21 protein-coding genes are annotated in these 25,492 nt (G+C 53.1%); 8 read left to right on the top strand and 13 right to left on the bottom strand.

Annotated elements, in window-relative coordinates; translation table 11 throughout:
* Positions 1–2: 2 nt before the first annotated feature.
* From G491_RS0113460 to G491_RS0113445, 4 genes are all read right to left on the bottom strand, one after another.
* Positions 3–542 (bottom strand): cyclic nucleotide-binding domain-containing protein, encoded by a 540-nt coding sequence (locus tag G491_RS0113460; protein ID WP_168161150.1) that lies wholly within the window; start codon positions 540–542, stop codon positions 3–5.
* Entirely contained in the window at positions 523–3,042 is a 2,520-nt protein-coding gene (locus G491_RS0113455; protein WP_028314968.1) for an ABC transporter ATP-binding protein/permease, read from the bottom strand. Before G491_RS0113455 ends, G491_RS0113460 begins: the two co-directional genes overlap by 20 nt.
* A 56-nt stretch (positions 3,043–3,098) precedes the next feature.
* On the bottom strand, positions 3,099–4,382 hold the full coding sequence (locus tag G491_RS0113450; protein ID WP_169829432.1) for a CgeB family protein: 1,284 nt from the start codon (positions 4,380–4,382) through the stop codon (positions 3,099–3,101).
* A 107-nt stretch (positions 4,383–4,489) separates the two neighbouring features.
* On the bottom strand, positions 4,490–5,218 hold the full coding sequence (locus G491_RS0113445) for a hypothetical protein (protein ID WP_028314966.1): 729 nt from the start codon (positions 5,216–5,218) through the stop codon (positions 4,490–4,492).
* 187 nt (positions 5,219–5,405) lie between these two features.
* Between G491_RS0113445 and G491_RS0113440 the strand changes: the two genes are divergently transcribed.
* The 3 genes from G491_RS0113440 to G491_RS30770 all read left to right on the top strand — a co-directional run bounded on the left by G491_RS0113440 (position 5,406) and on the right by G491_RS30770 (position 8,536).
* Positions 5,406–6,128: a methyltransferase domain-containing protein gene (locus G491_RS0113440; protein WP_028314965.1), complete on the top strand. Its 723-nt coding sequence runs from the start codon at positions 5,406–5,408 to the stop codon at positions 6,126–6,128.
* A 9-nt stretch (positions 6,129–6,137) separates the two neighbouring features.
* Positions 6,138–7,532, top strand: coding sequence for a glycosyltransferase (locus G491_RS33915; protein ID WP_051327249.1), 1,395 nt, complete (start codon positions 6,138–6,140; stop codon positions 7,530–7,532).
* 356 nt (positions 7,533–7,888) lie between these two features.
* A complete protein-coding gene (locus G491_RS30770; RefSeq protein ID WP_051327248.1) occupies positions 7,889–8,536 on the top strand; it encodes an OmpA family protein in 648 nt (215 codons plus the stop codon).
* A gap of 172 nt (positions 8,537–8,708) precedes the next feature.
* Here the strand turns inward: G491_RS30770 and G491_RS0113425 are convergent, their stop codons facing one another.
* The 3 genes from G491_RS0113425 to G491_RS30765 form a co-directional block, all read right to left on the bottom strand.
* Positions 8,709–9,743 carry a NosD domain-containing protein gene (locus G491_RS0113425; protein WP_028314964.1) on the bottom strand — a complete coding sequence of 345 codons (1,035 nt, stop codon included), beginning with the start codon at positions 9,741–9,743 and terminating at the stop codon, positions 8,709–8,711.
* Complete coding sequence (locus G491_RS0113420) at positions 9,724–10,851, bottom strand: right-handed parallel beta-helix repeat-containing protein (protein WP_157468263.1); 1,128 nt, start codon at positions 10,849–10,851, stop codon at positions 9,724–9,726. The genes G491_RS0113425 and G491_RS0113420 overlap by 20 nt, the downstream gene beginning before the upstream one ends.
* A 538-nt stretch (positions 10,852–11,389) precedes the next feature.
* Positions 11,390–12,568, bottom strand: coding sequence for a THUMP domain-containing class I SAM-dependent RNA methyltransferase (locus G491_RS30765; protein WP_051327247.1), 1,179 nt, complete (start codon positions 12,566–12,568; stop codon positions 11,390–11,392).
* 174 nt (positions 12,569–12,742) lie between these two features.
* Between G491_RS30765 and G491_RS0113410 the strand changes: the two genes are divergently transcribed.
* Positions 12,743–13,204 (top strand): PaaI family thioesterase, encoded by a 462-nt coding sequence (locus tag G491_RS0113410; protein WP_012610179.1) that lies wholly within the window; start codon positions 12,743–12,745, stop codon positions 13,202–13,204.
* 76 nt (positions 13,205–13,280) lie between these two features.
* On the opposite strand, the gene G491_RS0113405 is transcribed toward G491_RS0113410, so the two are convergent.
* The 5 genes from G491_RS0113405 to G491_RS0113385 all read right to left on the bottom strand — a co-directional run bounded on the left by G491_RS0113405 (position 13,281) and on the right by G491_RS0113385 (position 18,000).
* Positions 13,281–15,089: an acyl-CoA dehydrogenase gene (locus G491_RS0113405; RefSeq protein ID WP_028314962.1), complete on the bottom strand. Its 1,809-nt coding sequence runs from the start codon at positions 15,087–15,089 to the stop codon at positions 13,281–13,283.
* 237 nt (positions 15,090–15,326) lie between these two features.
* Positions 15,327–16,091: a Smr/MutS family protein gene (locus G491_RS33910; RefSeq protein ID WP_051327246.1), complete on the bottom strand. Its 765-nt coding sequence runs from the start codon at positions 16,089–16,091 to the stop codon at positions 15,327–15,329.
* A gap of 176 nt (positions 16,092–16,267) precedes the next feature.
* A complete protein-coding gene (locus G491_RS30755; protein ID WP_012610176.1) occupies positions 16,268–16,471 on the bottom strand; it encodes a hypothetical protein in 204 nt (67 codons plus the stop codon).
* Between the two features lie 260 nt (positions 16,472–16,731).
* On the bottom strand, positions 16,732–17,136 hold the full coding sequence (locus tag G491_RS33905; RefSeq protein ID WP_012610175.1) for a hypothetical protein: 405 nt from the start codon (positions 17,134–17,136) through the stop codon (positions 16,732–16,734).
* A gap of 501 nt (positions 17,137–17,637) precedes the next feature.
* Positions 17,638–18,000 carry a hypothetical protein gene (locus G491_RS0113385; RefSeq protein ID WP_028314961.1) on the bottom strand — a complete coding sequence of 121 codons (363 nt, stop codon included), beginning with the start codon at positions 17,998–18,000 and terminating at the stop codon, positions 17,638–17,640.
* Between the two features lie 131 nt (positions 18,001–18,131).
* On the opposite strand from G491_RS0113385, the gene G491_RS0113380 reads away from it, so the two are divergent.
* From G491_RS0113380 to G491_RS0113360, 4 genes are all read left to right on the top strand, one after another.
* The gene (locus tag G491_RS0113380) at positions 18,132–18,851 is read left to right on the top strand and encodes an enoyl-CoA hydratase (protein ID WP_028314960.1); all 720 of its coding nucleotides are present in this window, start codon (positions 18,132–18,134) and stop codon (positions 18,849–18,851) included.
* 172 nt (positions 18,852–19,023) lie between these two features.
* Positions 19,024–19,470 carry an ATP-binding protein gene (locus tag G491_RS0113370; RefSeq protein WP_051327245.1) on the top strand — a complete coding sequence of 149 codons (447 nt, stop codon included), beginning with the start codon at positions 19,024–19,026 and terminating at the stop codon, positions 19,468–19,470.
* A 116-nt stretch (positions 19,471–19,586) separates the two neighbouring features.
* Positions 19,587–20,780 carry a hypothetical protein gene (locus G491_RS0113365; RefSeq protein ID WP_028314958.1) on the top strand — a complete coding sequence of 398 codons (1,194 nt, stop codon included), beginning with the start codon at positions 19,587–19,589 and terminating at the stop codon, positions 20,778–20,780.
* Between the two features lie 225 nt (positions 20,781–21,005).
* Positions 21,006–23,480, top strand: a complete 2,475-nt coding sequence (locus G491_RS0113360; protein WP_028314957.1) for a PAS domain S-box protein — start codon at positions 21,006–21,008, stop codon at positions 23,478–23,480.
* Here the strand turns inward: G491_RS0113360 and G491_RS33900 are convergent.
* Positions 23,477–25,447 carry a sensor histidine kinase gene (locus tag G491_RS33900; RefSeq protein WP_051327244.1) on the bottom strand — a complete coding sequence of 657 codons (1,971 nt, stop codon included), beginning with the start codon at positions 25,445–25,447 and terminating at the stop codon, positions 23,477–23,479. The two genes, G491_RS0113360 and G491_RS33900, sit on opposite strands and share 4 nt — an antisense overlap.
* Positions 25,448–25,492: the final 45 nt, after the last annotated feature.

The following is a 25,492-nucleotide window of genomic DNA, read 5'->3' as shown; positions in this document are numbered from 1 at the left end:
GTTCAGTCAAAGATGACGCCCAGGTTTTTTTTGCACGCTTCACAGTCCGGATTCCTGGATGTGAGAAACACCTTTTCCCTGGCATGGATTTTTTGGACCAGCGTTTTAATGATTTTGGGCAATATAGCGGGAAACTGCTCCAACGTGGTACGGAACTTCTCCCGCTCCATTAAAAAGCATTCCAACTCGGTTACAGCCCGGAAGGAGAACAGCCTGGGCACTTCGCCCAGAATGGCCGTGGCCCCGATCATTTGTCCCGCCCCCACGGTGCGGATCACTTCCTCCGGTCCGTCGCCTTTATACACAAGCTCTCCCGCGCCTGAAAAAATATAAAAAGCCTGGCCGTCGTCCTCGCCCTGCTGGAACAAGACGTCGCCGGCCTTGTATTTTTCCCTGGAGCTCATGAGCGCAAAGACTTTCAGGCTTTCTATGGGCAAAGCCGAAAACAAGTCAATCTGGCGAAGGATATCCAGGTTTTGGGAGAACTCACAAGTCAAGCCTGATGAGTCCTGGCACTTTTGATCAGGAGTCTTGTCTACCATGTGCGAGCTCATACAGCATTCCTTTCTTGTCCATGAGTTCCTGATAAGTTCCCATTTCAACGATGTTTCCGGCCTTCATCACGGCTATTTTATCATAATTTACCGTTATGTCCAACCGGTGAACAACTGCGATCAGCGTGCTCTTGCCCTTCCAGCGCCGGTCTATTTGATTTTGTATGCGTGTCTGGGATTTGTTGTCAAGGGCCGAGGTCGCTTCGTCCATGATAAGCACGGGCGGCGCTTTGAGAAACGTCCTTGCGATGGCGATTTTTTGACGCTGGCCGCCGGACATGTTTTCGCCCCGGGTGCCTACCCGGAATTCCATGCCGATTTCCACCACGGTTTCCAGCAAGTCCTCTTCCACAAGGAATCGAATGATGCTCTGGTTGATCTTATCCTGGACTTCAGGCCGTGAGGTGGTGGTCTTCCCGAACAGGATGTTGTTCAAAATGGTCTGGGAGTATATGTACTCGTCTTCCTGGAAAAAGGAGACGGCTTGGGGATCGTCTTCCATGATTGTGTCTTTGAACATGGCCCGGCCTTCCAGGATGAGATTTTCCAGCATGCCCGGCAATGAGACCATTTTGTGCTTCCCCGGGATGTAGCGCAAGCCAAGTTTGAGGAACATCCACTTGTCTTTGGCGTCCATTTCGTGAAGCCGCTGCTTTTTGGTGCGCTCCAATAACTCTTTGTATTCCGTTAATTCCAAGGGGGATAAGGGGCTTAATTCGAAAAACACTTTATCGGCCGGCATATTTCCCAAAATATCCACCGTCTGGTTGGCCAGTTGCTCTCCCAGGCTCGCCAGGGGCCGGAAAATATCCGCTTCCTGGAGGAACTGGTGGAAGTACTCGTTCTCCTCAAGCCCGTCTTCGGTCAGGGATTCCTTGTTCGGCGCGCCGAAAATCAGGTTGTCCAGGATGCTGGAGTGGTACAGGTATCGATCCGGATGGAAAAACTCCACATATTCATCCAAAATATCCCCAAAGTTTTCCTTGAACTTCTTTCGTACGTCAACCAGTTTGGAAACCAGGTCCGGATATTGGTTCGGGGCGACCATGGTGTTGAGGCCGAACCGGAGCACATCTACGAAAACGCCCGTCTGTTGGAGCACGTTGATGATCTGGTCCAGGTTGGGCATATCTTCCATATTGCCCCCGATATTGGCGGCGGCTTCGCACGAGTAAATCACGTTCTCGCGGATAGTGCCGTCGAAAATGAACGGCGATTGTGAGACTAGCCCCACATTGTTGACCATGTCGGATTTGGTCAGCTTTTCTATATCCTTGCCGTCAAGCGTCGCCTTGCCGCCGGTGAACTTGTACAACTGGGCCAGGCACATGGCCAGGGTGCTTTTCCCCGACCCCGAAAACCCGACAAGGGCCAAGTGTTCTCCGTGTTTGAGATCCAGATTGATGTTGTCAATCAGGCGTATACCTTCTTCAGTGACAAAGGACAGGCGTTCAGCCTTGATGCTTCCTTTCAGGGTGTAAGGCTTTCTGCCGTCTTCCGGCACGATCTCATGTTCGGGCATGAGGTCAAAATAGCTCATGGTCTTTTGATAGCGGACGATGGCGTCCTGATACACCTGATAGAAGGCGATCAACTCCTTCCAGGGGTCGTAGAGTTTTTCCTGGGCGGATAAAAAGGCCACCAGGGCGCCCAGTTCCAGCCTTCCGGACATGGCAAGGTAGCCGCCCAGAAGGAAGATCAGAAAGGGGCTCATGTTGGTGAAAAAGTTGTTCACAATGTTGACGGCCTGTTTGTACAGGGTCCACACAATGCGAATTTTGAACAATTTGTCTATGATGGAATCGTAGCGCTTGTTTTCAATATCATAGGAGCCGTTTCCGTGGATTTCGTGGATTCCGGTAATGGTCTCCGTGATCTTGCTGGAAAGATCCCGCGTGGCGTCAACCCGTTGTCTATTGGCGTGGTTTACCTTTTTTTGCAGCAAAGGCACCAGAAACAGCACAACCGGATAGATGCTGAGAGAAATAATGGCCAGCCACGGGTTGAGGATGAAGAGGTACACTGCGAAAGCCGCAAGAGTAAGAATGTTGGTCACGGGAATGGCTATGGACGTGCCGACGAAATCCCCGGAGGAGACCAGTTCGGTAACCAGGGATGTGACCACCATGCCCGGCGGGGTTTTGCGGAAAAAGCTCATGGGCAGGGTCAGGATATGGTGGTATAGCCCTTTTCGCATGCCTTCCAAAGCGCGCTGACCGATATAGGTTTGGAGCATGTTGATGGCGAACTTCATGCCCGTAGCCAAAAGCACCGCAGCCAGGTATATGCCGCAGTATATGTAGAGCATGTCCATCTTTTTTAGCGCGATGGCGTCGTTGATGATCCGTTTTTGCATCTCCAGGGGAACCACCCTGGCGGCTACCGTGATCGAAATGCACAAAACGGTCAGCAGGTGCCACTTGACGTTGCCGGGCAGAATCCAGGAGTAAATAGAGCGTTGGATGATGGGCTTTTTGTTTTCCGCCATGATATGTTAATTCTCCCTGTTGAGAGTATATGTGGATCTGACTCGAACCGGCCGGCCTATGGAAGCAGGTCGCTCAATAGGCGTTCTGCGCATTTCCGGTAGGTGTGCCTTAAGGCGGCCTGCCGCCCTTTTAGCCTGAGCGCTTCGCGCTCTTCCGGATTATCCAGGTAATGCCCGGCCAATTTTTTAAGTTGCTCCGGCGTTTCATATTCGGGGACGGAATCGCCGAACAGGGGCTTCAGCCCCGCATTTGATTGTGAAATGACAAACCCTCCACTGGCCAGGATGTCGAAAACTTTGTTGGACACGTAACCTTCCCGGGCCATGTCAGGGTGATGGTCGTTCAGGGTGATGCGCGTTCCGGCGTATAGTTCTTCCAGCCGGTCGTACTCCCAGTACTTGCCGCCGTAGTACTTTTCTGGCAAAAGCCGGTCCCAATAGTATCCCCAAACTTTAAAATCCAGGCCCGCGGCCAGCATGTCCGCCACCACGCCCCTGCCGTCCGGCCTGCTTAACCGGGCGTTGCCCAAAAACACTATGTCGTAGACGGGCTCTGTTTTGTACGGCGTTTTTGAAGTGCAGGCGGGCAGGAGTTCCGGCTTTAAGTATCCGTATGCCTCCAGCTTGGGTATAAAATCTACAGCAGCGCAGGTTATTTTGTCAAACCGCCTGAGGATTTCGGGGTCGATTATATCCGGATGGCTGTAATTCCATACAATATTGTAGGTATGTTCGGGCATGGATTTAGGCGGCAGGCCCAAGAAATGGAGGATGATGTCCGGGTTTTCCTGCGAGACAACCAGCCCCATTTGCGTGAATTCCTGCTCCAGTTTCACCTTCACCCAATAGTCGCCCCATAAAGGCAGCATTTCCGGGTCGTTTTCCTTGTCCGAAGGAGACCGGACGGAGATAACCAGGGGCCGGTCCATTTTTCGGAGTCTAAGGAGTTTTTCTTCGGTCTCAGGGCGGACGCTTTTCCCTTCCATAAGCAGCAGAACGTCCTTGGCGCCTTTGTGCTCCGGGGCTTTTTCCAAGATGCTGTGCAGCAAGGCCGCTGCTTTGTCCGATTCCCCCAAAACGCGCAGGGACAATGCCTGCACAAAGGCCATGGAGCAATAGTCATATCCGAGCTCCAAGGCCTGGACGGCGCATTCCAGAGCTTTTTGCGGGTTTCCAAAATAGAAATGCAACTCCGCGAGACAGGCCAGGACGTGGGGCTTGAGGGCTTCGCTGCATGGCTCCTCTTCCAGGATTTGCATGGCTTGGGGCGCCCGTCCCTGAAACCTGAGTTTTTTCACCTTTTCAAGCAGTTTTCTCTGTTCGCCGAGGTCCTTGTTCATAGCTTCATGCAGGCTTCTTTTAAATGCCGATAACTCCCGGGCCAAACGCCCGCATATTCTTTGGTGCAGGCTGCGGCCGGCGGGGGGCTTATTCAGGAATAGATTCATCAGACGGCGGGTCGCTTGCTGAAGACAAACGCATGATTGTAAAAATGTTCCAGTTTTTGAAACTGTCCGCAGTTTTTATAATACTGGAGGCCGAAACCCATGGCTTCCATTTTTGCAATCAGGTCCTTGTCCGAAATTCCCCATTGCCAGATATTGTGAATGTCCCGGATTTTCCTCCGGTGCTGGGGATGCATGTCGTCCAGCCTGTCAAACAGGCCTTTATAATTAGGATGCTCCGGGTCGTGGGGAACGTTGGCGAAATATTCTTTCTCGCCAAGGTCCAGCAAACGGACCGTATGATCCCCCCTGGTCCATTGCTGATTGAATATGACGAAACAGGAGCAGATCCGGGAGTACATTTCCAAGATCCGGTCCCAATCCGGGCTGACCTGGTGCAAGAGCACGTCAAACATGAAGACGGCGTCCACCGGGCCGATTTTTTCCACGACCTCCGGTCTGCCGAAGTTGTCCTGGATGATTTGCAGGGCGGGGCGCTTTTCGGCTTTGGCCAGGGCCTTGTCTGTAAAGTCCGTATCCACGAGAAAGGCTTTTTCCACGTCATGGTTTTCAAATGCGTGAAAAGTATATTCTCCGTCCACGTCCCAAATGCCGCCAAGGTCTGCAAAGGAGCACGGGGAGGGGGACAGCCTGCCCAAAGCATAATCTATGATTTCCTTCTTATCCAGGACGGTTAAATGCGCGGGCTTCAGGTTTTTGTATAAACTCATGTTATTTTCCGAAAGATCGCTCCCTTGACGGGAAGCATGACAAATGTTTCCTGCTGTGCTAAGCCTTGGGCTTCATGGAAGTTTTGAGCTTTTCTAATAGTCCAATGGGCGAGGAAAGGCAAGCATTGAACCGATTTGTTTTTAGGACCTGCATAACGGCCCTGATTAATGGCAAGGAGGCCGAATTTTGGCTCTGCAACAAGGCGTGGTTGAATTTTTAATCCGGGAGCTTTTACCCCGGGTCAACAACAAGGGCCGGGTCATGTCCCTTTCCCGGCAAAAGGCGACCAGTCCGGTCAAGGACATGGCTGTGTTGCTGGAATCCCAAGGATTTTCATCCAAGCCCTTGGATGGCAAGGACAGGATCACTTCCCTGGAAATTTTTCAGGCCTTGGGATTTGACCACTACGATGATGTGGATTTTACGGAAAGCGAATCCTGCACAATGGTCCACGACATGAACACGCCCGTCCCGGATCATATGGCCGACTCCTACGACCTGGTTTTCGAGCACGGCACCCTGGAGCATATTTTCGACATCAAAACCGCCTTCGCCAACATCGTCAGAATGCTTAAGGTGGGCGGGACGGTTTTTCATTTGGCCCCTCTTGATCTGGTGAATCACGGATTTTATAATTTTTCGCCGACTTTGTATTATGACGTGTACCGGAAAAATGGATTTTCGCCCGTGACTTTTTTTATGGCCGAATCCCCGGAAAGATGGTGGAAAGACCCGAATTTCTATTATGAAAAAATGGAATTCGAAGTCGGCAGGATGAAGCCGGCAGCCCGGAAAAAATATTATCCCATGCTGGCTTGCATTGCCAGGAAGGAACAAAGCCTGGACCAATTTAACATCCCCATCCAGGCCATTTACGACCCAGAAACGGACTTTGATCCCGTTTTTTAAGAGAGAACCATGACAGACAATAATATTGCGGTTTCCGTTATCATGCCCACATACAACCGGGCGGATCTCATCGGGCGCTCCATCAAAAGCGTTCTGCGCCAGACCATGCCCGATTTTGAGCTGATCATTATTGACGACGCCTCCACCGACAACACCGAAGAGGTGGTCAGGAGCTTTGAGGACGACCGGATCGTTTATATCAGGCTGGAGGAAAACCATCTGCAGGTCCACAAAGAAACCGGCATGGGCGACAATCCCCGCAACGTAGGCCTGCGCCGCGCCAGGGGCCGGTATATAGGCTATCTGGACAGCGACGACATGTACCGGGTGAATTTTATGGAGGAAATGGTCAAGTTCATGGATCAAAACCCGGACCTGGGCCTGGCCTATTGCGACGCCTACTGGCACCGCAACCTGGACGGCAAAGGCGAATTGTCCAACTGCAACCTGTCCATTGAGTTCGGCCCCAAAATCATGACCATCCGGAACATCATCCGCACCCCCACCGTGCTTCACACCAAAGAAGCCGGGGAGAAGGTCGGGTTTTTTGCGCCTATCAAGACCCGGGTTCCTCATGAGGGCGTTCCTTACGTAGGTCCCGAGGATTGGGATTATTGGCTGCGGATTTCCAAGCATTACAAAGTGAAGCATCACGCCGTCATTCTGGTCCACAAGATCAACGAAACCAGCGACTATTATAACGACCCGGATTTCGACCCGGAATTTCAAACCCCGGAGCCGCCGCCCATCCAGGTCTTGCCCGAGTCCAAGGACATCTTTCATAAAATGTCCACGGCCTACGAGTTCGTGCAATTGTTCGAAAAGCTCAAGCACATTGAGGGCTGGCTGAATATGACCGACGGCTACGTGCTGCACCTTTTGGCCAAGGCGGGGCGGGGGAGCGGGGAGATCGTGGAAGTGGGCAGCTTCCTGGGATTGTCCACATGCTGGCTGGCCCTGGGGGCCAAAGCCGCCGGACGGGAAAAAATCACCGCCGTGGACCACTTTCAGGGATCGGCCGAACATCAAAAAGGCGCCAAGGCCGAATGCAAGGTCCTGGTCAAGCAAGGCACCACGTTCAACCAGTTTCAGGAGAATTTAAAATCCGTGGACGTGGACGATTACGTCAACCCCATCAGAGCGTCCTCCACCGAAGCGGCCAAAACCTGGGACAAGCCCATCCGCCTGCTTTTCCTGGACGGAGGCCATGAATACGAGTCCGTCAAGGCCGACTGGGAAGCCTGGTCGTCTTTTATCATCCCCGGCGGGTACGTAGCCTTTCACGACGTGGACACCTGGCCGGAAGTATCGAAGTTCTATTATGAAATGCTGGATCAAAACCCGGAATACAAGCCGGTCATGGCCGTCCATAGCCTGCGCATCGTGCAAAAGGCCATGGACTGAAAAGATAACAGCTTGAAAAACTAAAAGATATTTGCCTCCGGCGGCAAACTTCTTATCTATACGCCGCAAAGCGGCAAAAAGTTTGATCAAAACTTTTAAAATGGCGCTTCGCGAAAGCGGCAGTGTTTTTACGAGGGTGGCCCAGGCAAGGTTTTTTTGCCTGGGTTCGATAGAACAGAAGGCGCGACCGGAAACGATAATAACAATCAATCGATTTCGGCTGGAGGAAAATTTTAATCAAGGCCGAGGTTGGATGGTTTTGCTGGAATGGTATTGATAGTATCGTAGGTCGGGTAGAGCCCCGCGAAACCCGACGAATAGCGCCGCGAAGCGGCATCCATACAGGAGGACAAACCATGAAAAACAGTCGATTCATCATCCTGGCCCTGATCCTTGGCGTTCTTCTCCTGCCTGCGTGCGCATCCAACAAGGACCAACAGGCCAAAACGCACGTTGCTCCGCCTCCGGCCGTAACTGCGGAAAAATCCCAAGACCAAAACGGCATCGGCGAAATTATTGACGAGTATGAAGGCAAGGTCGTGGCCAAAAGCGCTCACGCCACGCTTGTCAGGGTGGATAAAGACCTGGATCACGACGGCGTGACGGGCAAGGCCGACAAATGCCCCGGAACCCCCAAAGGCGCTCCCGTGGATGAAAACGGCTGTTGGAGCATCCCGGTCATTCAGTTCGACTTGAACTCCATGGAACTCAATCCCGCAGCCAGGTCAGCCCTGGACGCGGTTTCGTCCGTGCTGCACGTCAACAAGGCCGTGAAGCTCTCCATAGAGGGCCACGCCTGCTCCGCCGGCGACAACGCGGCTTATAACAACTACCTGTCTCTCCAACGCGCCCAGGCCGTGAAGGACTACCTGATTTCCAGAGGCGTGGACGGCGCCCGCATGTCCGTGACCGGCTACGGCGCCAACCAGCCCGTCAAGGACAACAATTCCCGCGCCCACCGCATCCAAAACCGCCGGGTGGAAATTGTTCCGATTAGGGAATAATATGAAACGATAGTATGCGCGCCGACCTTTTAGAGAGGGTGAAAAATGGATAATTCTGTTCATGCGGCCTGGTGAAAGGGCAATTACTGCCGCCAGCGTTTTGGTATGGGGCATATATTGGCAGTTTTGTTCAGGAGCAAAGAGCTCCTTGGCTCTTCCCTTGGGCGCATGATTACTTGGCTGATATCTGTCTTAAGATATAGAGGACGTCCGAAAGCGCCAGGCTGGATCCATCGCCGGTTTCCCCGAACTGGACGATGTCGGGGGCCATGCCGACGAGTACCTGCAGGATAGTCAGCGCATCGGCGAGGTCGTATATGCCGTTGCCGTTCACATCTCCCGATAGAGGCGGAACCCCCTCGCCGTTTATGGTCACCCGAACCACGTCCTGGTTCTCATCGCTGGAGATGATGACAAGCTCAGCCGCGTGACTCCCGGGGGAAAAGGGATTGTAGGCGACGGTCGTTACGCAAGAGCCGCCGGGGGCGATATCCGTTCCCTCGCAGGGGTTGTTATTGAGTGCGAAATGCACGGAATCCGGTCCTTCGAGTAGGATCCCTAAAACGGCAAGATCCACGTTGCCTTGATTTGTGATGGTGACCGTTTTTTCGGCCGGGGGCCGGGGCGTCAATTTTGAGATGACATGAGTCTCGAAGGCGACGGACATGGGAGACACGGAGATATCACCCTGATCGCCCATGAGAGGTTTGTCATCGGACGCGTTGGCGGTCCCTGGCACGGGGTGCGGCGTATCTCCGAATCCGTCCTGGTTGAGATCGGAGCCGGTGTAATCATCCCAGTAGTTGCCGCCCTTGTCTTGAGTGAACCAGTGGTTGTCGTTGCCGTTGTCGATCGCGTTTCCAAGGGTGTTGAAGCTAAAGTGGTTGCCGTAGATGGTGTTTTCGAAATTCCCCCACGGAATCTCGATGCCGTACCCGGAGTTCTCCGTAATAATATTCCCGCTAATCTGATTTTGCTCTATTCCTTCATACAGCATTCGAATTCCGTCCACGCTGCCCGAAATATGATTTTTGTAAATTAAATTGTCATGAATGCCATTGGAGTATTCGTAGTTTTCGAGTTCCATGCTGATGCCGGCTGTTGCATTGGCGAAGATTCTGTTCCCGTAGATGTGATTTTCGTGACCCTCGATAATCAGTATTCCTGTCGAGCTGTCGACAATCGAGTTATCGGCGATCACGTTCATATCCGCATCGTATGTTCCCTACGACATTGTTGCCGTACCCGGAGATGAAAAGGCCGCCGCCATAATAGTCGGTGTTGTCGGCTTCTCCGATCACGTTCTTGACGATATCATTTTGGTTGGCGTCAATATATATGGCCTCCTGGTTGTGCCGCACCGTATACTTACAGAGGATGGTGTTGTTGGTAATGAGGTTGCCGGTGCTTTGCGAATCGCCGTAGAGAAAAATTCCCCGTCCGGCGTTGTAGGACGAGCCGGCCTGCATGACCGGCTGCATGGTGATGTGGTTGTTTTTGATCGTATTATCCTTGCCTGAAAACTCCATGGCCGCGGCGTGATTACCCTCAATGGTGTTGCCGTCTCCGTAGGCCCTGAGCACTGCCACGTTATTTTCCAGGATTGTGCTTGCATCGGCGTTCACGGAGATCCGGCCTCCCCGGTTTCCGGCCAGGTAGACTTCCGACGAATCGCCATAAACATTGATCTGGTTGTAAATGATGTCGTTGGCGTCGTCCGGTCCCAATTGGTTGAAAACAAGGGCGACTTTGACGCAGTCCAGCACGTCCACCCTGACCTCGTCGGCCAGATAATAGTAACGGAGTAAGGGGCGAAAGGGGTCGTTATACCCCTCGAAGATGATCGTGCCGTCCCCCTCGAACATCGCCTGATGATCCAGGCTGGAATCTTCTTCGGCGGTGTACATTACAGCCGGGGACTTGATGCGCAGGAGGCCGTTCATGGTGATCAGGCTGCCGCTTTCCACAATCAGGTCGCCGTCTTCCACAGTCAGGTCTTCGACTTCGCCGTGGACGACGCCGCTCCAGCTGATGGCCGTCCGGTTGAGAAGAGACTGCCATTCGGCATTGTTATGGAGCACGCCTTTGATCTTTCCGGTCGGCACTTCAATGGCTTCTCCGATAGCCGGCAAAGACCAGTCGTTCTCGGCGGCATCCCATTCATAGTGATACATCCGGTAGCTCACCGAGTCGACGCCCGCGGGCGCAACATAGAAATCACTGACATATTTGGTGTTTTCCTCGTCATTATTTGGGGGGATATTGCTCCAGCTCGCGATGACGGCGTCGTCGTCATCGCGCCTCAATTCAGCCATTTTCTCCGAGCCCCAAGGCTCATAAGAAAGCTTGAAATCTGTTGTGCGGCCATCCGAGAAGAGCACCGTTACCTGGGCGGACGCGGGGGCGGACAGGAAAAGTTGAGCCAACAGAAGAAGCAGCAAACCGATTGGATTCACAGCCAAAGAGCGACGCGACATAGGAATTCTCCTGAGAACAGTACGGGGGCTGTGTATAGGCTAAATACATGATGGCCTGGCAAAAAGCCAAAGAAGGCTGTTTTACATATAGCAACCCACTAATTATATCAGGTTTGATTTCTCAAATACCGATTTTTTAACTGTCTATATAGGGTAATACTGTGCTTGTCAACAAAATACTAATTTAATGAATGATTACAATTGGTTATATATAGGGTTCCGGAGGCGCCATCTTCAATTCCCATCAAACAGCAACCCTGTCGTCCGGGCAGGAAAGAACTGGCCTGCCAGGTCCAGGAAGACACTCGTTGCCCCGGGTCTTGCATGCCGATCAGGAAAATTTCATTTATCCTAAATCCTTATGTCATTTAGTTTTTCATTTTTTGTTTGTGATTTTTCCGATCAGGAGGGGGATTTTAAGGCCGCCGTGGTGGAGTATCTTTTGGAAGGGTTGGGCGGAGAAGGGGAGGAGGGGCGTCCAGTCCTTATGGGGGACGAGGGCGGCCAGTGTCCAGCCTTGGAATTGGTCGGCGAGGCGATTGCAGAGGGATGCAAAGAGTTCCCTGGCCTGGGGGACGGTTCCCAGGCGCAGTCCGTAGGGCGGATTGACGACGATGAGGCCCGGATTTGAGACTTGTTTTGGCGGCGTGAGTCTGAGGATATCCTCATTTGAAACCTTTACTATGCGGTCCAGGCCTTGACGCTCAAGGGTTTCTAGTAAAAGAGAGCAGGCGTTTTGGTCGATGTCCGACGCAAAAACAAGGGGCTGGGTTATGTTTTTAAATTGCTTTTCGGCCTGGGATCGTAAGTAAAGCCATTGCTGCTTTTTAAAGGCGGGCCAGGAAGAGAAGGCAAAGTCCCGATTCCAGCCCGGCGGGATATTGGCGGCAATGAGGGCGGCCTCAGTAGAGAAAGCCCCGCTGCCGCACATGGGGTCCATCAGGGGCAGGGTCCCGTCGTATCCGGCGAATTCCAGGATGGCCGCGGCCAGGGTTTCCCGGATGGGCGCCCGCCCTTCGCTTTCCTTGAATCCCCGTTTGTGCAAGAGCTCCCCGCAGGCGTCGATGGACAGGGTGAACCGGTCGGAGACTGCCCTGACGAATATTTCCTGGGGCGTCGGCTCTTCCGCGCCCTTGACCCTTTCTCCATATTTTTCAAGCTGTTGAAGAATCGCCTTTTCCACCCGCTCGGCGATGGCCTGGGAGTGGTAGAGCTTGGATTTCCGGGCTGTAACCCGGATATTGATCGGACATGATAAAGGCAAATACAGCTCCCAGGGGATGCCCTCCACAGCCTTTTCCAATGCTGCAAAATGGGCCGCCTTGAATTCATGAATCCGCATGAGCACGCGATTGGCCAGGGACAGATGCAGGCAGGCCTTGTACATGTCCGTCAGTTTGCCTTGAAAGGTCACGCCGCCTTCTCCCGAGGCGGAGGCCTCCAGGCCCAGGGACCGAACCTGTTTGGCGCAGATTTTTTCCAGGCCCAAAGAAGTCGGGATAAAAAACGTGTGCTCCCTTGCAATAACCTGTCTTTTTAGTCGTTTTTCCAGCATGGCTTTTTTCTAATTATTGACAATCAAAATAAGAACATACATAATTCATCCTTCGCTGTTTATACACTTCGCGGCCTTGCATTGGCAATAGGGTTATCACGGGGGGGGGATTTTTCCTCAATCAACGCCTTATGCTCGTGCGGGTGCGCTCAATAAAGGAGCCGGCCTGAAAGAATGAAAAAACTAAACCCAGCTTATGTAGATTATTTTTCGGAGTATGTGAATGCGTGCCCTTTTTTTCAGCTTATGTCCATCCATTTGGACGGGGTGAGATACGGGAAATCCTACCTTGACCTGGAGATTCATCCCAAGCACATGCAGCCCTTTGGAATCATCCATGGCGGGGTATGCGCGTCGCTGGTGGAAGCCGGCGTGTTTTGGGCGGTGCATTCCCAGATTCCCGATGACGTGGGCCTGACCACCGTGGAGTTGAAGCTGAATTACATGGCTGCCGTTTCCACGGGCAGCCTGCGGGTGAACGGAGATTGCCTGAAGGTGGGCAAGACATTGTGTCTCGGCCAGGCCCATGTGACGGACGCCAAGGGCCGGGACGTGGCTCACGGCACGGCCACTTTGATGCTGCTGCCCAACAAGGTCGTAGATATGCCCGATCTTCCCCAGAAGTTCATTGATTGATCGTGACTTCCTGATAATCCAATAAAAACCCCCCCGCCGTACGGCAGGGGGTTTTTTTTTATGGTCGGTATCGCTGTTATTTACCGGCGAATGCGTCTTCCGTCATATCCACAGCGGCGGATTCCATGGCTTTGATGGAGTTCCGTTTGCCCTCGGTGATGGGCAGGAAGCTGTTGATGTAGAAGTTAGCGGTCTTGATCAGGCCTTCGTAGAAGGGTTTGTCCTTGGATTTGGCTTTTTCCACCTTGTTGGTTGCGATGGTGGCGCGCCACAGGTGCATCCACCCCATGATGGTGTCGCCGAGCACATCCTGGAAAGGACAGGCGTGGGCGAAAGCGGTCAGGACCTTTTCGGACATGGCGGTTTTGCCCATGAGCATGGCGACTTCGCCGGCGCCGTTCACGGCTGCTTCCACCTTGGCGGCCAGGTCTTCCAGGCCGGCTTCCTTGGCTTCGGCCACGGTCTGCATCATAACGCCCATGAGTTCCATAAAAGGCTTGCCGCCCTTCATGCCCAGCTTGCGGCCCAGGAGGTCCATGGCCTGGATGCCGTTGGTGCCTTCGTAGATGCAGGTGATCTTGGTGTCCCTGAGGAGCTGCTCGACCGGGTATTCCTTGGTGTAGCCGTAACCGCCGTAGGACTGGACGGCCAGGGAGCACACGTCAAAAGCGCGGTCCGTGCAGTAAGCCTTGATCACGGGAATCAGGACTTCGATCAGGTTCATGTATTTTTCGGCTTCTTCTTCGTTGCCTGCGGTCTTGTGCCTGTCAAAGCAGTTGCCCACGAAGTACAGGAAGGAGCGCATGCCGTCGATGTAAGCCTTCATGGTCATGAGCATGCGGCGTACGTCGGGATGGTTGATGATGGTCACGGACTGGGCATCGGGATTGGCGAATTCCAGCAGGTTTTTGCCCTGTTTGCGCTGCCTGGTGTAGTCCAGGGCGTACATGTAGGCGCAGCTTGCCATGGAGAAGCCCTGGAGGCCGACGCCCAGGCGGGCTTCGTTCATCATCTGGAACATGGCGCGCATGCCCTTGTTTTCTTCGCCCAGCAGGGTGCCCTTGCACTTGCCTTTGCCGCCCAGGGTCAGGACGCAGGTGCAGGATCCGTGGATGCCCATTTTTTCTTCGATGCGGTCGCAGACCACGTCGTTGTCTTCGCCCAGGGAGCCGTCGTCGTTCACCCAGATCTTGGGCACTGCAAACAGGGAGATGCCTGCGGTTCCTGCGGGAGCGCCTTCAATGCGGGCCAGCACGGGGTGGATGATGTTTTCGGTCAGGTCATGCTCGCCGCCGGAGATGAAGATCTTGGTTCCGGAGATGGAGTAGGTGCCGTCGCCGTTGGGCTTGGCCGTGGTGGTCAGGGCGCCCACGTCGGAGCCGGCTTCGGGTTCGGTCAGGAGCATGGTGCCGCCCCATTTACCGGTGTACATGTTCTTCAGGTAGAGTTCTTTCTGCTTGTCGGTGCCGAACACCTCGACAAGGTGGCCTGCGCCGTGGGACAGGCCGGGGTACATCATGAATGCGCAGTTGGCGCCCACGAAGTATTCGCCGGCGGCCTGGGCCACCATAGCGGGCATTCCCTGTCCGCCGACTTCGGGATCTTCCTGCATGGCCACCCATTCGCCTTCGCATAACAGCTCGTAAGGTCTGTGAAAAGACTCAGGCACTGTAACTTTGTTGTTCTCGAAAACGCAGCCTTTGTCTCCGTCTGCGTTGGTGGGCAGGATTTCCTTGATGGCCAGGTTCCTTGCCTCGTTTACAATCAGATCGATGGTTTTTTTGTTGAACTCGGCGAACTTGTCGGTCTTTGCAAGTTCGTCGGCCTTCATCTGCTCAAAGAGCACGAAGTCGATGTCTCTTCTATCTGCGATTAGTTGTGCCATGTTTTCTCCTTTCAGGCGCCATTTTATTTTACAGCGCCGGGGCGGAATTCAAATGAATTTGGGCTGTTGAAGCCGGCCGTTCACGTCCCCGGGTCGCCGTGTATCCCAGCAAATGAGTATTACCTCATTTTTCAACAGGTGACAAGAAAAAATTGACTGGATTATAATAATCCGTTTTTAAAGGAGAAACTGTGTAGTCGGTGTTTAGAGGCGTGAAAATACCCGCTGAATGGGTCATCAAATCCGGGGCTGAACCACATAGCCGGGGCCGAAGCCCTTCTTGGCCCAACGCTTCCTCTGGCCCGCCCCCACAGGACGGTTGCGCAGCAAAACCAGGGTGGCGCCGGCCCCGCCGTCGCAGGCCCGGGCGCTGGCGAAGGCAAGGACCCATTTGCGCCATTGGCCGGAGATGAGCCAGGATAGGACCTTGGACTTAAGCACGGGTTTGCCGGGGGAGGAGAGGCCGCGGCCGTGAATGACAAGCACCGTGCGCTTATGGGAGGCTATGGCCTGCTCGAAAAAGGCGTCAAAGGCTTTTTGGGCGTCTGCGGCGTCCATGCCGTGGAGGTCGATATGCGCCTGGATGGAAAAATCCCCTTTGTGCAGACGGCGGGCGACATCGGAGGACACCCCGTAGCCCGTTCCGGCCACGTATTCCGAAGTCTGGCTGACCTTGAATCCCGATCCTCCAGCCACCAAGGACTCCAACTCCTTGCGCACCTGTTCGTCCGGGTCCATGGCTGTCTCGGAAGGGGAGGCGGATGTGAGAGGCTCCTCATCCAGGCGTTCGTCATGAGGCAGGCGCTTTACGTCAGACATCCACAGGGCGAAAAGTTTGTCATCGTCCATATCGCGGGTAAGGCGTCCGGCGGGAGCGTCCTGGCCGGCATGGGGCTTTTCGCTGTTTTTCGGCTCTTCAGGAAGGCTGTAGCCTCTGTCTTTTATGATTTTGGTAAGGCCTTCAAAAGGGCGATTGATGGATTGATCGTTGCTTTTTTTCATGACTCACCTGCCGTTGGAAAGAATTTAGGTCAGACATACAAGATGGGCAGGCAAAAAGGAAGGCCTAAAACAAGAGCGTGGGAAATCGCGTCATTAGGCTGCACTGCACTTGGGCGCCTGAGCAGGGAAAACAGCGCCTCCGCAGGATGCGGGCGTTCTTCTTCATAATCCGGAGTCTATGGGGCTTTGGATTCGCCGGCGGCGGCCAACACGGGAGCCCCGGACCCGCCTTTATCTCCGGAAGAGGCTTTGGTGTTTTTGGCCTTGCGTTTTTTCAGGCAGACCTTGTCTGCTCTCACAACGGCGCAAACCTTGGGATTGTAATATTCCCTGCAATTGACCGGATTGTAAAGGGGGCATTCGGGATGCTTTCCAGCCATGAATAAAGCGACTCCTTTCCCGCAATCAAGAGGGGTTGCCTGATAATTGGGGATGATGAAATGGGCGTGCGTCTTCAGGCGGCCGCCCATCCCCGGCTAAAGGTGCATATGGCTTAATAACCATTTAAAATCATTATATCAAAAAAAAACGAAATGTTCAAATAGCAAATGATCAGGAAAAGATTAGGGGATTGCAACGAGGAAAATAACAGGGGAAATTAGTGAGCGCTATTTGATAAAAGGAAAAACGGAGGAAAAGGCTATTCCTCCTCGGGGGGCAGAAATTCCGGATAAAAACTCTTGGCGCAGGCGGGACACAGGCTGTGGGAAAAAACCACCTCGCTGTGGGCCTGGATATAGGTTTCCAACTGTTTCCAGACCCCGTTTTCCTCACGAATGCGTTTGCAGCGCGCACAAATGGGCAGGTAGCCGGCCAGCACCTTGGTTAGGGTGTCCGAAAGCTCCTGCTCCAGCTTTTTTTGCTGGCTTTTATATTTTTTAAGAGCCCGGTTTTCCCGTTCCAGTTCTTCAACGCGCGCCAGCAACTGCTCATAGGTCGGCTTGATGCCGGCGAAAGCCCCCGTTACAGGCGGTTCTATCCCGGGACAGGCTTCTTCGCCGTCTTCGATGGGAATGGGAGACGCTGGGAGAATTGACTCGCGCATGATTAACAGTTCCTTTAAATGAATAGCACCCCGCCCGAAGGTTTACTTGGGAGGAGTTGAAAAGCATCAAATATGCCAAAACCAGACTCGGCTTGAACTAAAAGAAAAATTTCACATGACGGCCAGGCGGCTAATGATGGAAGACCCTCTTAATTAGGGCGTTTCAACTGACCGATCAGAAAATGCCCCCAAGGCGTTCAGCATGCCGGAACAAATCCCATCTCTGTCTTTTTACAAAATCTATCAGGAAAAAAGGCCGCATATTGCGGCAAAATGCCGCACGGGGGTCCGGCGCCGACTACCGGCCGGCCGCAGGAGAAAAAGCCGCCCCGCCTCGCCGGCGAATGAGACGGATAAATCGAGGGGCGGGCTTTTCCCCTTCTCCCTTGTCCCTGGGGAGAGGCGGAGAGGGCTTCGTCAGCCCTCGCCCCTGGCGGCGCTTCACAAACACGGCCCGCCGGGCCGGACATGGGCGGATTATCCAACTCACTGATAAAAAAACTATGGAATCGAAACTTCCGTAAAGCTCTCTCCGTTATCCCCCATGAACATGCTGTCCATGTTGGAGAGGCTCAGCCCCATGGACCCCTGATGCAATAGAATCCTTCCGGCCTTGGCCAAGGCGTCCAGGGCGTCGTCAAAATCCTTGGCGTCCCAGCCCAAATCCTCCCGCAGTTTGCCTATTTTCACCCGTTTTGAAACGGCTCCGGCGGACCTGCACGCGCTTAGCAATGCCTCTTCATTCCCGGACATGGGGGCTTTTTTCCCCTTGTCGTCGGATAGTCCGGCGGCCTTTTTCAGCTCCGCCACTTCCTTTTCCAGTTGATCGATCCGGGCTTCCAGTCTGGCAATGCGATTTTCCATGATTTCTCCTTTGAAAAGGGTTGGCTTAACGGTTGCCTGAAAAAAATGAAAAGGTTATGGTCCGTCTCGGAGGGGTCCAAAATGAACAATCCTTTTTTGAAAAAGATAATCCTTATCGAGCGGGAGACAAGATGGAGAAACCAGTTTTATTCAGAAAAGAAGACAGCGTCGCCATTCTGACGCTGAACAGGCCTGAAAAACGCAACGCATTGAACCAGGATTTGCTGACGCATTTGTACGGACATTTGGACGTGGTGAAAAGCGACGACTCCATCCGGGTCGCGGTCATCACCGGCGCCGGATCATCCTTCAGCGCCGGCCTGGATTTGAACTGCCTCGCCACTGACAATATGATGGATCCAAGGGGGGACGGGGTTTATCTGACGGATTTCATGAAGTCCTGCAACAAGCCTTTTATCGGCGCCATTAACGGCCCGGCCATCACCGGCGCCTTTGAAATCGCCCTGAACTGCGATTTTCTCATTGCCGCACCATCAGCCGTTTTCAGGGATACCCACGCCCTCTTGGGAATTTATCCCGGCTGGGGCATGTCCCAACTGCTTTCCCGGGCCGTGGGAATCCGCATGGCACGCCAGATCAGCCTTACCGGAATGGATATCACCGCCCAACAAGCCTTGAATTTAGGGCTGGTGAACGAGATCGTGGAGCCCGATCAATTGATGCCGCGGGTTATGGAAATAGCCCGGGACATTTGTAAAACCAAGGCGGATTTTCTGCCCGGCTACAGAAAACTGATCAACGACGGACACAACCTGTCCGCGGGCCAGGCGCTGGATCTGGAAAAAAAGGTTTTTACGCGCTTTTTAAACGGTTCGGCCGCCCTGATATAGGCTAATTTCCCAACTTGCCAATGGGCGGGAAAACGTGAATTGCTTTCACTTTTTGATAGGTCCGCCGGTTTTCCGGCGGGCCGTCATTGCCTTTGACCTGCCGGATTTTTTGTGGCATTCTTGATTAGCGCCCGGTTGATCGTCGTTGCTTGTATAATCACAGGAGATAGGCGTGGCCGTGGAAATCAAAATGGTCGTGGAAGCGGATTTGAAGCAGGTCTTTTTGGTAGGGCTTGCCGTGAACGGCATTTGCTCCCACTACCCCTTTACCAAATTGGAAGGATACCTCATTGAGACCTGCGTGGTGGAAGCGGTGATCAACGTGGTCAAGCACGCTTATGAGGATCCCAAGGGCAAGGAGCTGGCCGTAATCTGCCGGGCTGACAAGGAATCCATGATATTTGAAGTTTGGGATTGGGGCAAAGGCATGGACGGCCTGAAGCCGGCGGCCCTGGATTTCGACCCGGAAGACGTAACCAGCCTGCCTGAGAGCGGCATGGGACTCTTTATTATCCAACAGGTGATGGACGAGGTGAATTATCTCTCCCAGGACACTAAGAACGTTCTGACCATGACCAAAAAGTTCACCCCCCAAGAGCCGCCCCATCATGCGGCCTGATTGTTTCCGCCTTTATTGATTCCATTGCTTAAACGGATTGGCCGGCGGGCCTTCACACGGACAAGTTCGGCCGGTTGAGCTAAATTGCTCTGATAAATAGCGAAAGGTCTTGTACGATGCAGCCTTTGACTTTGATCCTGCTCCTATCCTTGTTTGTCTGCTTCATTATCGCCATATCCGTAATCGCCTATCAGAAGCAGCAGAAGCGACTCGTCAAGGTCTTGGAGTCATTGGCTGGGCCGCTAAGCGGCGCCGTCCGGGGCAAATGCCTGACAGCCCGTCTGGAAGAAACGCCGTACCAGGTGCAATTCGCCAAGCAGGGCAAAGGGCCTGCGCTGGCGGTCATCACCATTCCTGGAAGCGCCGGTTTTATTATGGCCGTCAGAAAGAGGATGTTTTTGGATTCCTGGGGGGAGAGGCTTGGGCTCATGTCCCCGCCGGACATCCCGGACAAGGACTTTTTAAAAGAACATTACGTTCATGCGGATAATTTGGAAAAGGCGGCCCACGTGTTATGGCGCCAGGATGCTTTGAATGAAATCCAGGATCTTCTGGAAACCAAAACGCATTATTTGCGCCTGGATGAGACCGGCGCATCCCTGGTTATTCCCCTCGCTTCCCTGGCGGAGAAAGACCTTTTGGCCCTGACTCCGGACGAAATAAGGGACAAAGCCGCCAAACTGTTCGCTGCTGTCGGCGCTGCGCTTCAACCCGCCCGAAATTCGGTTGGCCAGGTAAAGCCGTTCAGCGCATCCGCCCTGTTTTTTGATAAAAAGCAAAGCATGATAATGGCTATGGCGACCTCGCTGCCCCTCATCGTTTCCTTGATCCTCATGATCCTCGCGAAAAAGATGTACACCCCCTTGGGCGGTCAGGCCATGATGTTGGGCGCCTTTCGTTTTTCAATCATACCCACCGTTATAGGCGTTTTGTTGTTCATTTTCGCCGGCCGTCTTTGGTTTCGCAAGATGCCTGAAAGCCACCGCCTGTTTATGGTTTTTGCGCTTCTCATCCCCATGACGCTTTTTATGGCCTGCATCGCGGGCTTCATGTTCACCAACGGAGCCCTGGATTCTTCGCCGGCGGTTTTCTACACCACGCAAGTGGTGGGAAAAAAGGTCTATCACGGCAAGGGCGCCCACTATTCCCTTTCTTTGGCGCCGTGGAGCGGAAAAGAGGGAGACGTCCGCTTTTCGATTTCGGAAAAACAATATGAACAATTTGAAATCGGCCAGAAGGTTACCCTGGGAGTCCGGGCCGGAATGTGGGGCTATGAATGGGTTTCCTCGCCTCCGATTGCCGTTCAATAGGAAGCATGCTTGCCCGGACAGGCTGCGGGAATCTTAAAAGCTGCCCGTCTGGCTTTCCATCCTCCAGCACCCCTCGTTTTTTTTGCACGATTATTGCATCCTGTGGCTTTAGTCGGCCCATACTCGTTATTGGCATTAACGTGTTGTTTTTCCTAATTTATTATAAACCGCCGACAATTCGCGCCATGCCTTGGATAACAATACTCACGCCGGAGTGCATTAAAAATGCCCGAAATCTTGGATCAGGAACAACTTGAAAACGCATTAAAGAAAATCCATCTGGAAAACGCCAGGCTGGAAGAGCGCATAGAAGAACTGGAAGCCGAAAACCAATCTTTGCAGTCAGAGCTAATCGAGAAGCAAAAAAAGGAGTTGGCCGGCCTGGAGAGTGAAGCCAAGTTTCAGGCCATGTTCAACCAATCCGGGGTGGGGGTGGCTTTGTTCAACCTACAGGGCAAGTTTGTGGAAGCCAATCCAGCCATTGTGGATCTATCCGGGTATTCCGCGGAAGAATTGATGCGAATGAGTTTTACCGACATTACCTTTTCGGATGACCGGGAAACCGGTGTGAAGCAGTTTTTGGACATGCTGGAAGGAAAAATCAGCCGCTATACGGTGGAAAGAAGATATCGCCACAAAGACGGCTCAACCATATACGGCATTTCTCAGATTTCCATGGTGCGTATCCCGGGTTCTCCAGAGCCGTTTGTCATGGCCCAGGTTGTTAATATATCAGAGTTTAAGGCCATGCAGAGGGAACTCCGGGAGAAAGAGAAAAAGCATAAACTGGTCATGGATGCTTTGGGCTTTGGTTTGTGGGATTGGGATATTGTAAGGGGAAGTGTTTACTATAATCCTGCCTGGGTGGCCATCCTGGAAGAGGAGGCCGTTGATCCCGCATACGAATCCTGGGAGTCAAGAATCCATCCCGATGACAGGGACAGGGTTTTGAATTCTATAAATAACCATCTGCAGGGTTTAACTCCGGTCTGGCTGGAAGAGCACCGTTTGAAAACCTCCAAGGGGCATTGGAAATGGGTGAAAGGCCAGGGCAGGGTGGTGGAGCGATTGAAAAACGAGGCGCCGCTCAGAATGATTGGAACCATGGCCGACATCGATGAACGAAAAAAGGTTGAAAACACCCTGTACAAAACCACCCGGATCCTGGAAGAAACCATCCAGCAGGCGCCTTACGCCATGTTTATAATGGAGGGCTCCGTAGGAAACGCCCGTCTTTTGATCGCCAATGAAATGGCGAGAGGCTTTATGGATCAGTTTGTTCAGGAGGACGCTGGCGGCCGACTGCCCGATCCCACGGAATTGGGGTGCCATTTGTATTCGTATATGGACGAAAAGGAAATTGCATCTGAGCATAAACCCTTAATTCGGGCTCTGGCCGGCGAAAGCATCAAGAATGAGCGGTTTTATGTCCTTGACGCGCAGGGCGAAAAGATCCCCATGGAAATCAATGCCTTTCCCGTCTATGGAAAAAGCGGGAATATTGTGGCCGTCCCCGTCACTTTGTTCGACATTTCCAAAACCCTGGAGGCTGAAAAGGACCGGCTGCAAATGCATAAGCTCGAGGCTGTCGGCACCTTGGCCGGGGGCATTTCCCATGACTTCAATAATATTTTGAGCATCATAATCGGGCATGCCGAAATCGTCTCGGATGAAGTCTCCAAAGACGGCCAGGCCTATCAGAGCATAAATGCCATCCTTGAGGCCTGCTTGCGAGCCAGGGACGTGGTCAAACAATTGCTGGATTTCGCCAGAAAGGCGGAAACCGACCTTAAACCCATGGCTGTGACCCCTGTAATACAGGAATCCTTGACCCTGCTGCGCTCCTCCATTCCCGCACGTATAGAAATCAAGACGCACCTGACGGCTAAAAACGATGTGGTTATGGCTGCGCCTCCCCAGATCAAGCAGGTGCTCATCAATTTGTGCACCAATGCCAGCCAGGCAATAAAAAGCGGGGGTGAAATCAAGATTTCTACCGATAACCTGGAGTTAAGCTCGCCGTGGCTTGGATGGAATGAGGACGCCGTGCCGGGACCCTGCCTGCGTCTCATGATCGAAGATTCGGGGGAGGGCATGGATCCCGCCATCGCCCATCGCGCTCTGGAGCCATACTTCACGACAAAGGACGTGGGCAAAGGCGCTGGCATGGGGCTCCCTGTGGTTCACGGCCTCATCAAATCCATGGGCGGATTCATGAGAGTAAGCAGCGGGCGCAGAAAAGGAGTGAAGGTGGAAATCATCCTGCCTTTGGCTGAAGTTAAAAAACCAACCAAAACAGTTGCAGCCAAGGAACGCCCGGCAAGAAAAGCGAAAAATGTTCTTGTTGTGGATGATGAAAAGGCCTTGATCGTCACCCAAAAGGCGATGCTGGAGAGGCAGGGCTATGACGTGGTCGGCGAAACCGACGCCCTAAAAGCCTTGGAGATCTTTCGCGCTAATCCCGGGCAATTTGATTTGGCCATTGTGGATATGAGCATGCCCGGAATCAATGGGGATGCTTTTGCCAGGGAGTTGAAAAAACTTCGGGCTGACATTCCCATTGTTCTGGCCACCGGCTATTCCGACGAAGCATCCATGAAAAGAATCAGGAGCCTGGACGTGGACGTGGTGATAAACAAGCCCATGACAAGAAGCGATTTATCCCAAGCCGTCAATGCGGCTTTGAAACAGCATACCTAAAGGTTTTCGCTGGGTTCGGGCTGCATGGGTTCATAAGGCAGCCTGATAACAAACCGGGCGCCCTGGCCGAGCGAGGTGTCCACATGCATGGTTCCCCCATGGTTGTCGGTAATGATGAAGTATGAAACCGAGAGCCCCAGGCCGGTCCCCGCCCCCGGAGGCTTGGTGGTGTAAAAGGGCTCAAAAATTCTTTTTCGGATGTCCTCATGCATTCCCGGTCCGTTATCCTGCATTTCTATCCTTGCAAATCCCGGCTCCGGCCGCACCCTAAGAATGATTTCCTTTATGCCGGCGTCGTCGACGTCCGTTTCGCACAATGCCTGGGCGGCGTTTTTCAGCAGGTTGAAAAAGACCTGTTGAATCAGGTTGCCCTCGCACAGAACCTCCGGTGTGCTCAGGTCGTACTCCCGGATGATCCTGATCTTTCTGAAGTCGTAATTGGTTTTCAGGTCGAAATCGCTGGCCGAAAGCTCCACCATGTTGTCCAATAGCTCCATTACGTTATGTCTGGAGTACTCCTGCGTGGATTTTCTGCTGAAGCTGAGCATGTTGGAAACCACGCGGGCGGCCCGAATTCCGGACGTACGAACCAAGTCCAGAATCCTGTTCACCTCGCGCAATTCCAGATATTTTTTCAGGCCCGCCATGGTGATTCCTGACTCCTCCGCAGCCGCCTGATTCTTGGACATTTCGCTGTTCAGGCGGGTTTGGGCCACCTGGATGTTTTGAACGATGCCAGCCAAAGGATTGTTTATTTCGTGCGCCATGCCCGCGGCCAGTCCGCCGATGGAAACCATTTTTTCCGATTGAATCATCATTTCTTCAATTTTAACCCGACGGGTTACGTCGTCCAGGCGAATGACCGCGCTTTCGTTTCCATCCATGGCTATGGGATAGATGATGAGGTCGCAGGTCAACATCCGGCCGCTCCAGTGAAAGGTGATTCGTTTGGAAAACTGGCCTTTGCGTTTTTTAAGCGCCTCTTTGATATCCTCAACCAATCCTGAAATTTGAGGCAGCACGTTTTCCAGCCTGCGGCCCACGGCGTCCGAGGCCTTTATGCCTGACATGGACTCGGTTTCCTTGTTCCACAGATTGACGAATCCGCCCCCATCCACCCCCACAAGAACGGAAGGCATGGAGTCCAGGATGCTGTTCAGGAAGATCCTGGTTTTATTTAGCTTTTCCCTATTGCTCTGCAACTCCCGGTACTGGTCCTGGATGCGGCTATAAGATTCTTCCAGGTCGCGGGACATTTCATTGAATGCCAGGGACAGGTCGCCTATTTCATCCAGTTCCGATACATCCACCTGGCCGCCAAGGTCGCCCTTGCGTATATTGTCCATGGCGTCTCTCAAACGCGTGATAGGCTGAGTGATGCCTTTGGACAGCAACAAGTTGAGAAAAAGGCCGACGCAGCCCAAAACCGACAGCATCATGGCAATGCTCAGCAACGAGTAGTATTTATGCTCCTTCAACACCTCGGACAGGTCGTATATAATGGTAATATAGCCAATATGTTCGCCTACTGCGTCGATGGTTCTAGTGAACTGCAGGGCTTTCAGGCCGCCGAAAGTCATTTGCCGAATGTCGGTGGCATGCGCGGGGCCGACTATCCGGGCCGGAGGGATGAGCTGGCTTAACAAAGGCAGGTCGTCTGAAGCCAGCAGACGTCCGCGTTTGTCGTAAACGGAAATATCCAGGATGCCTGGAATATCGCTCATTTCATTGGTGCGAATCTTTATCGCTCTGACGCTGCGTTCAAAAATCTCGTTGGCCAGCGGCTCCCGGTCTCGTTCCACCAAAGTGCGGAGAATCGTGTCCACCTTGCCCATGGTGGAGTTAAGCCTCCGCTGCTGCATGGGAATTTGAACGGCGACGAAAATCAAGGCGGCGATAAGGGAGGTCAGCAGGATGGCGCCATTGACTTTGCGGCGAATGGTTGATTTCAGTCGAGGATCTTTCAAAATATTTCCAAGTAAAAACGGGTTGCAGCTAACCCCAAGCGAGAA

It is taken from the genome of Desulfatibacillum aliphaticivorans DSM 15576 (assembly GCF_000429905.1).
Taxonomy (GTDB): Bacteria; Desulfobacterota; Desulfobacteria; order Desulfobacterales; family Desulfatibacillaceae; genus Desulfatibacillum; species Desulfatibacillum aliphaticivorans.
The sequence above is the reverse complement of the archived record's forward strand: the minus strand, read 5'-3'. Positions and strand labels throughout refer to the sequence as shown.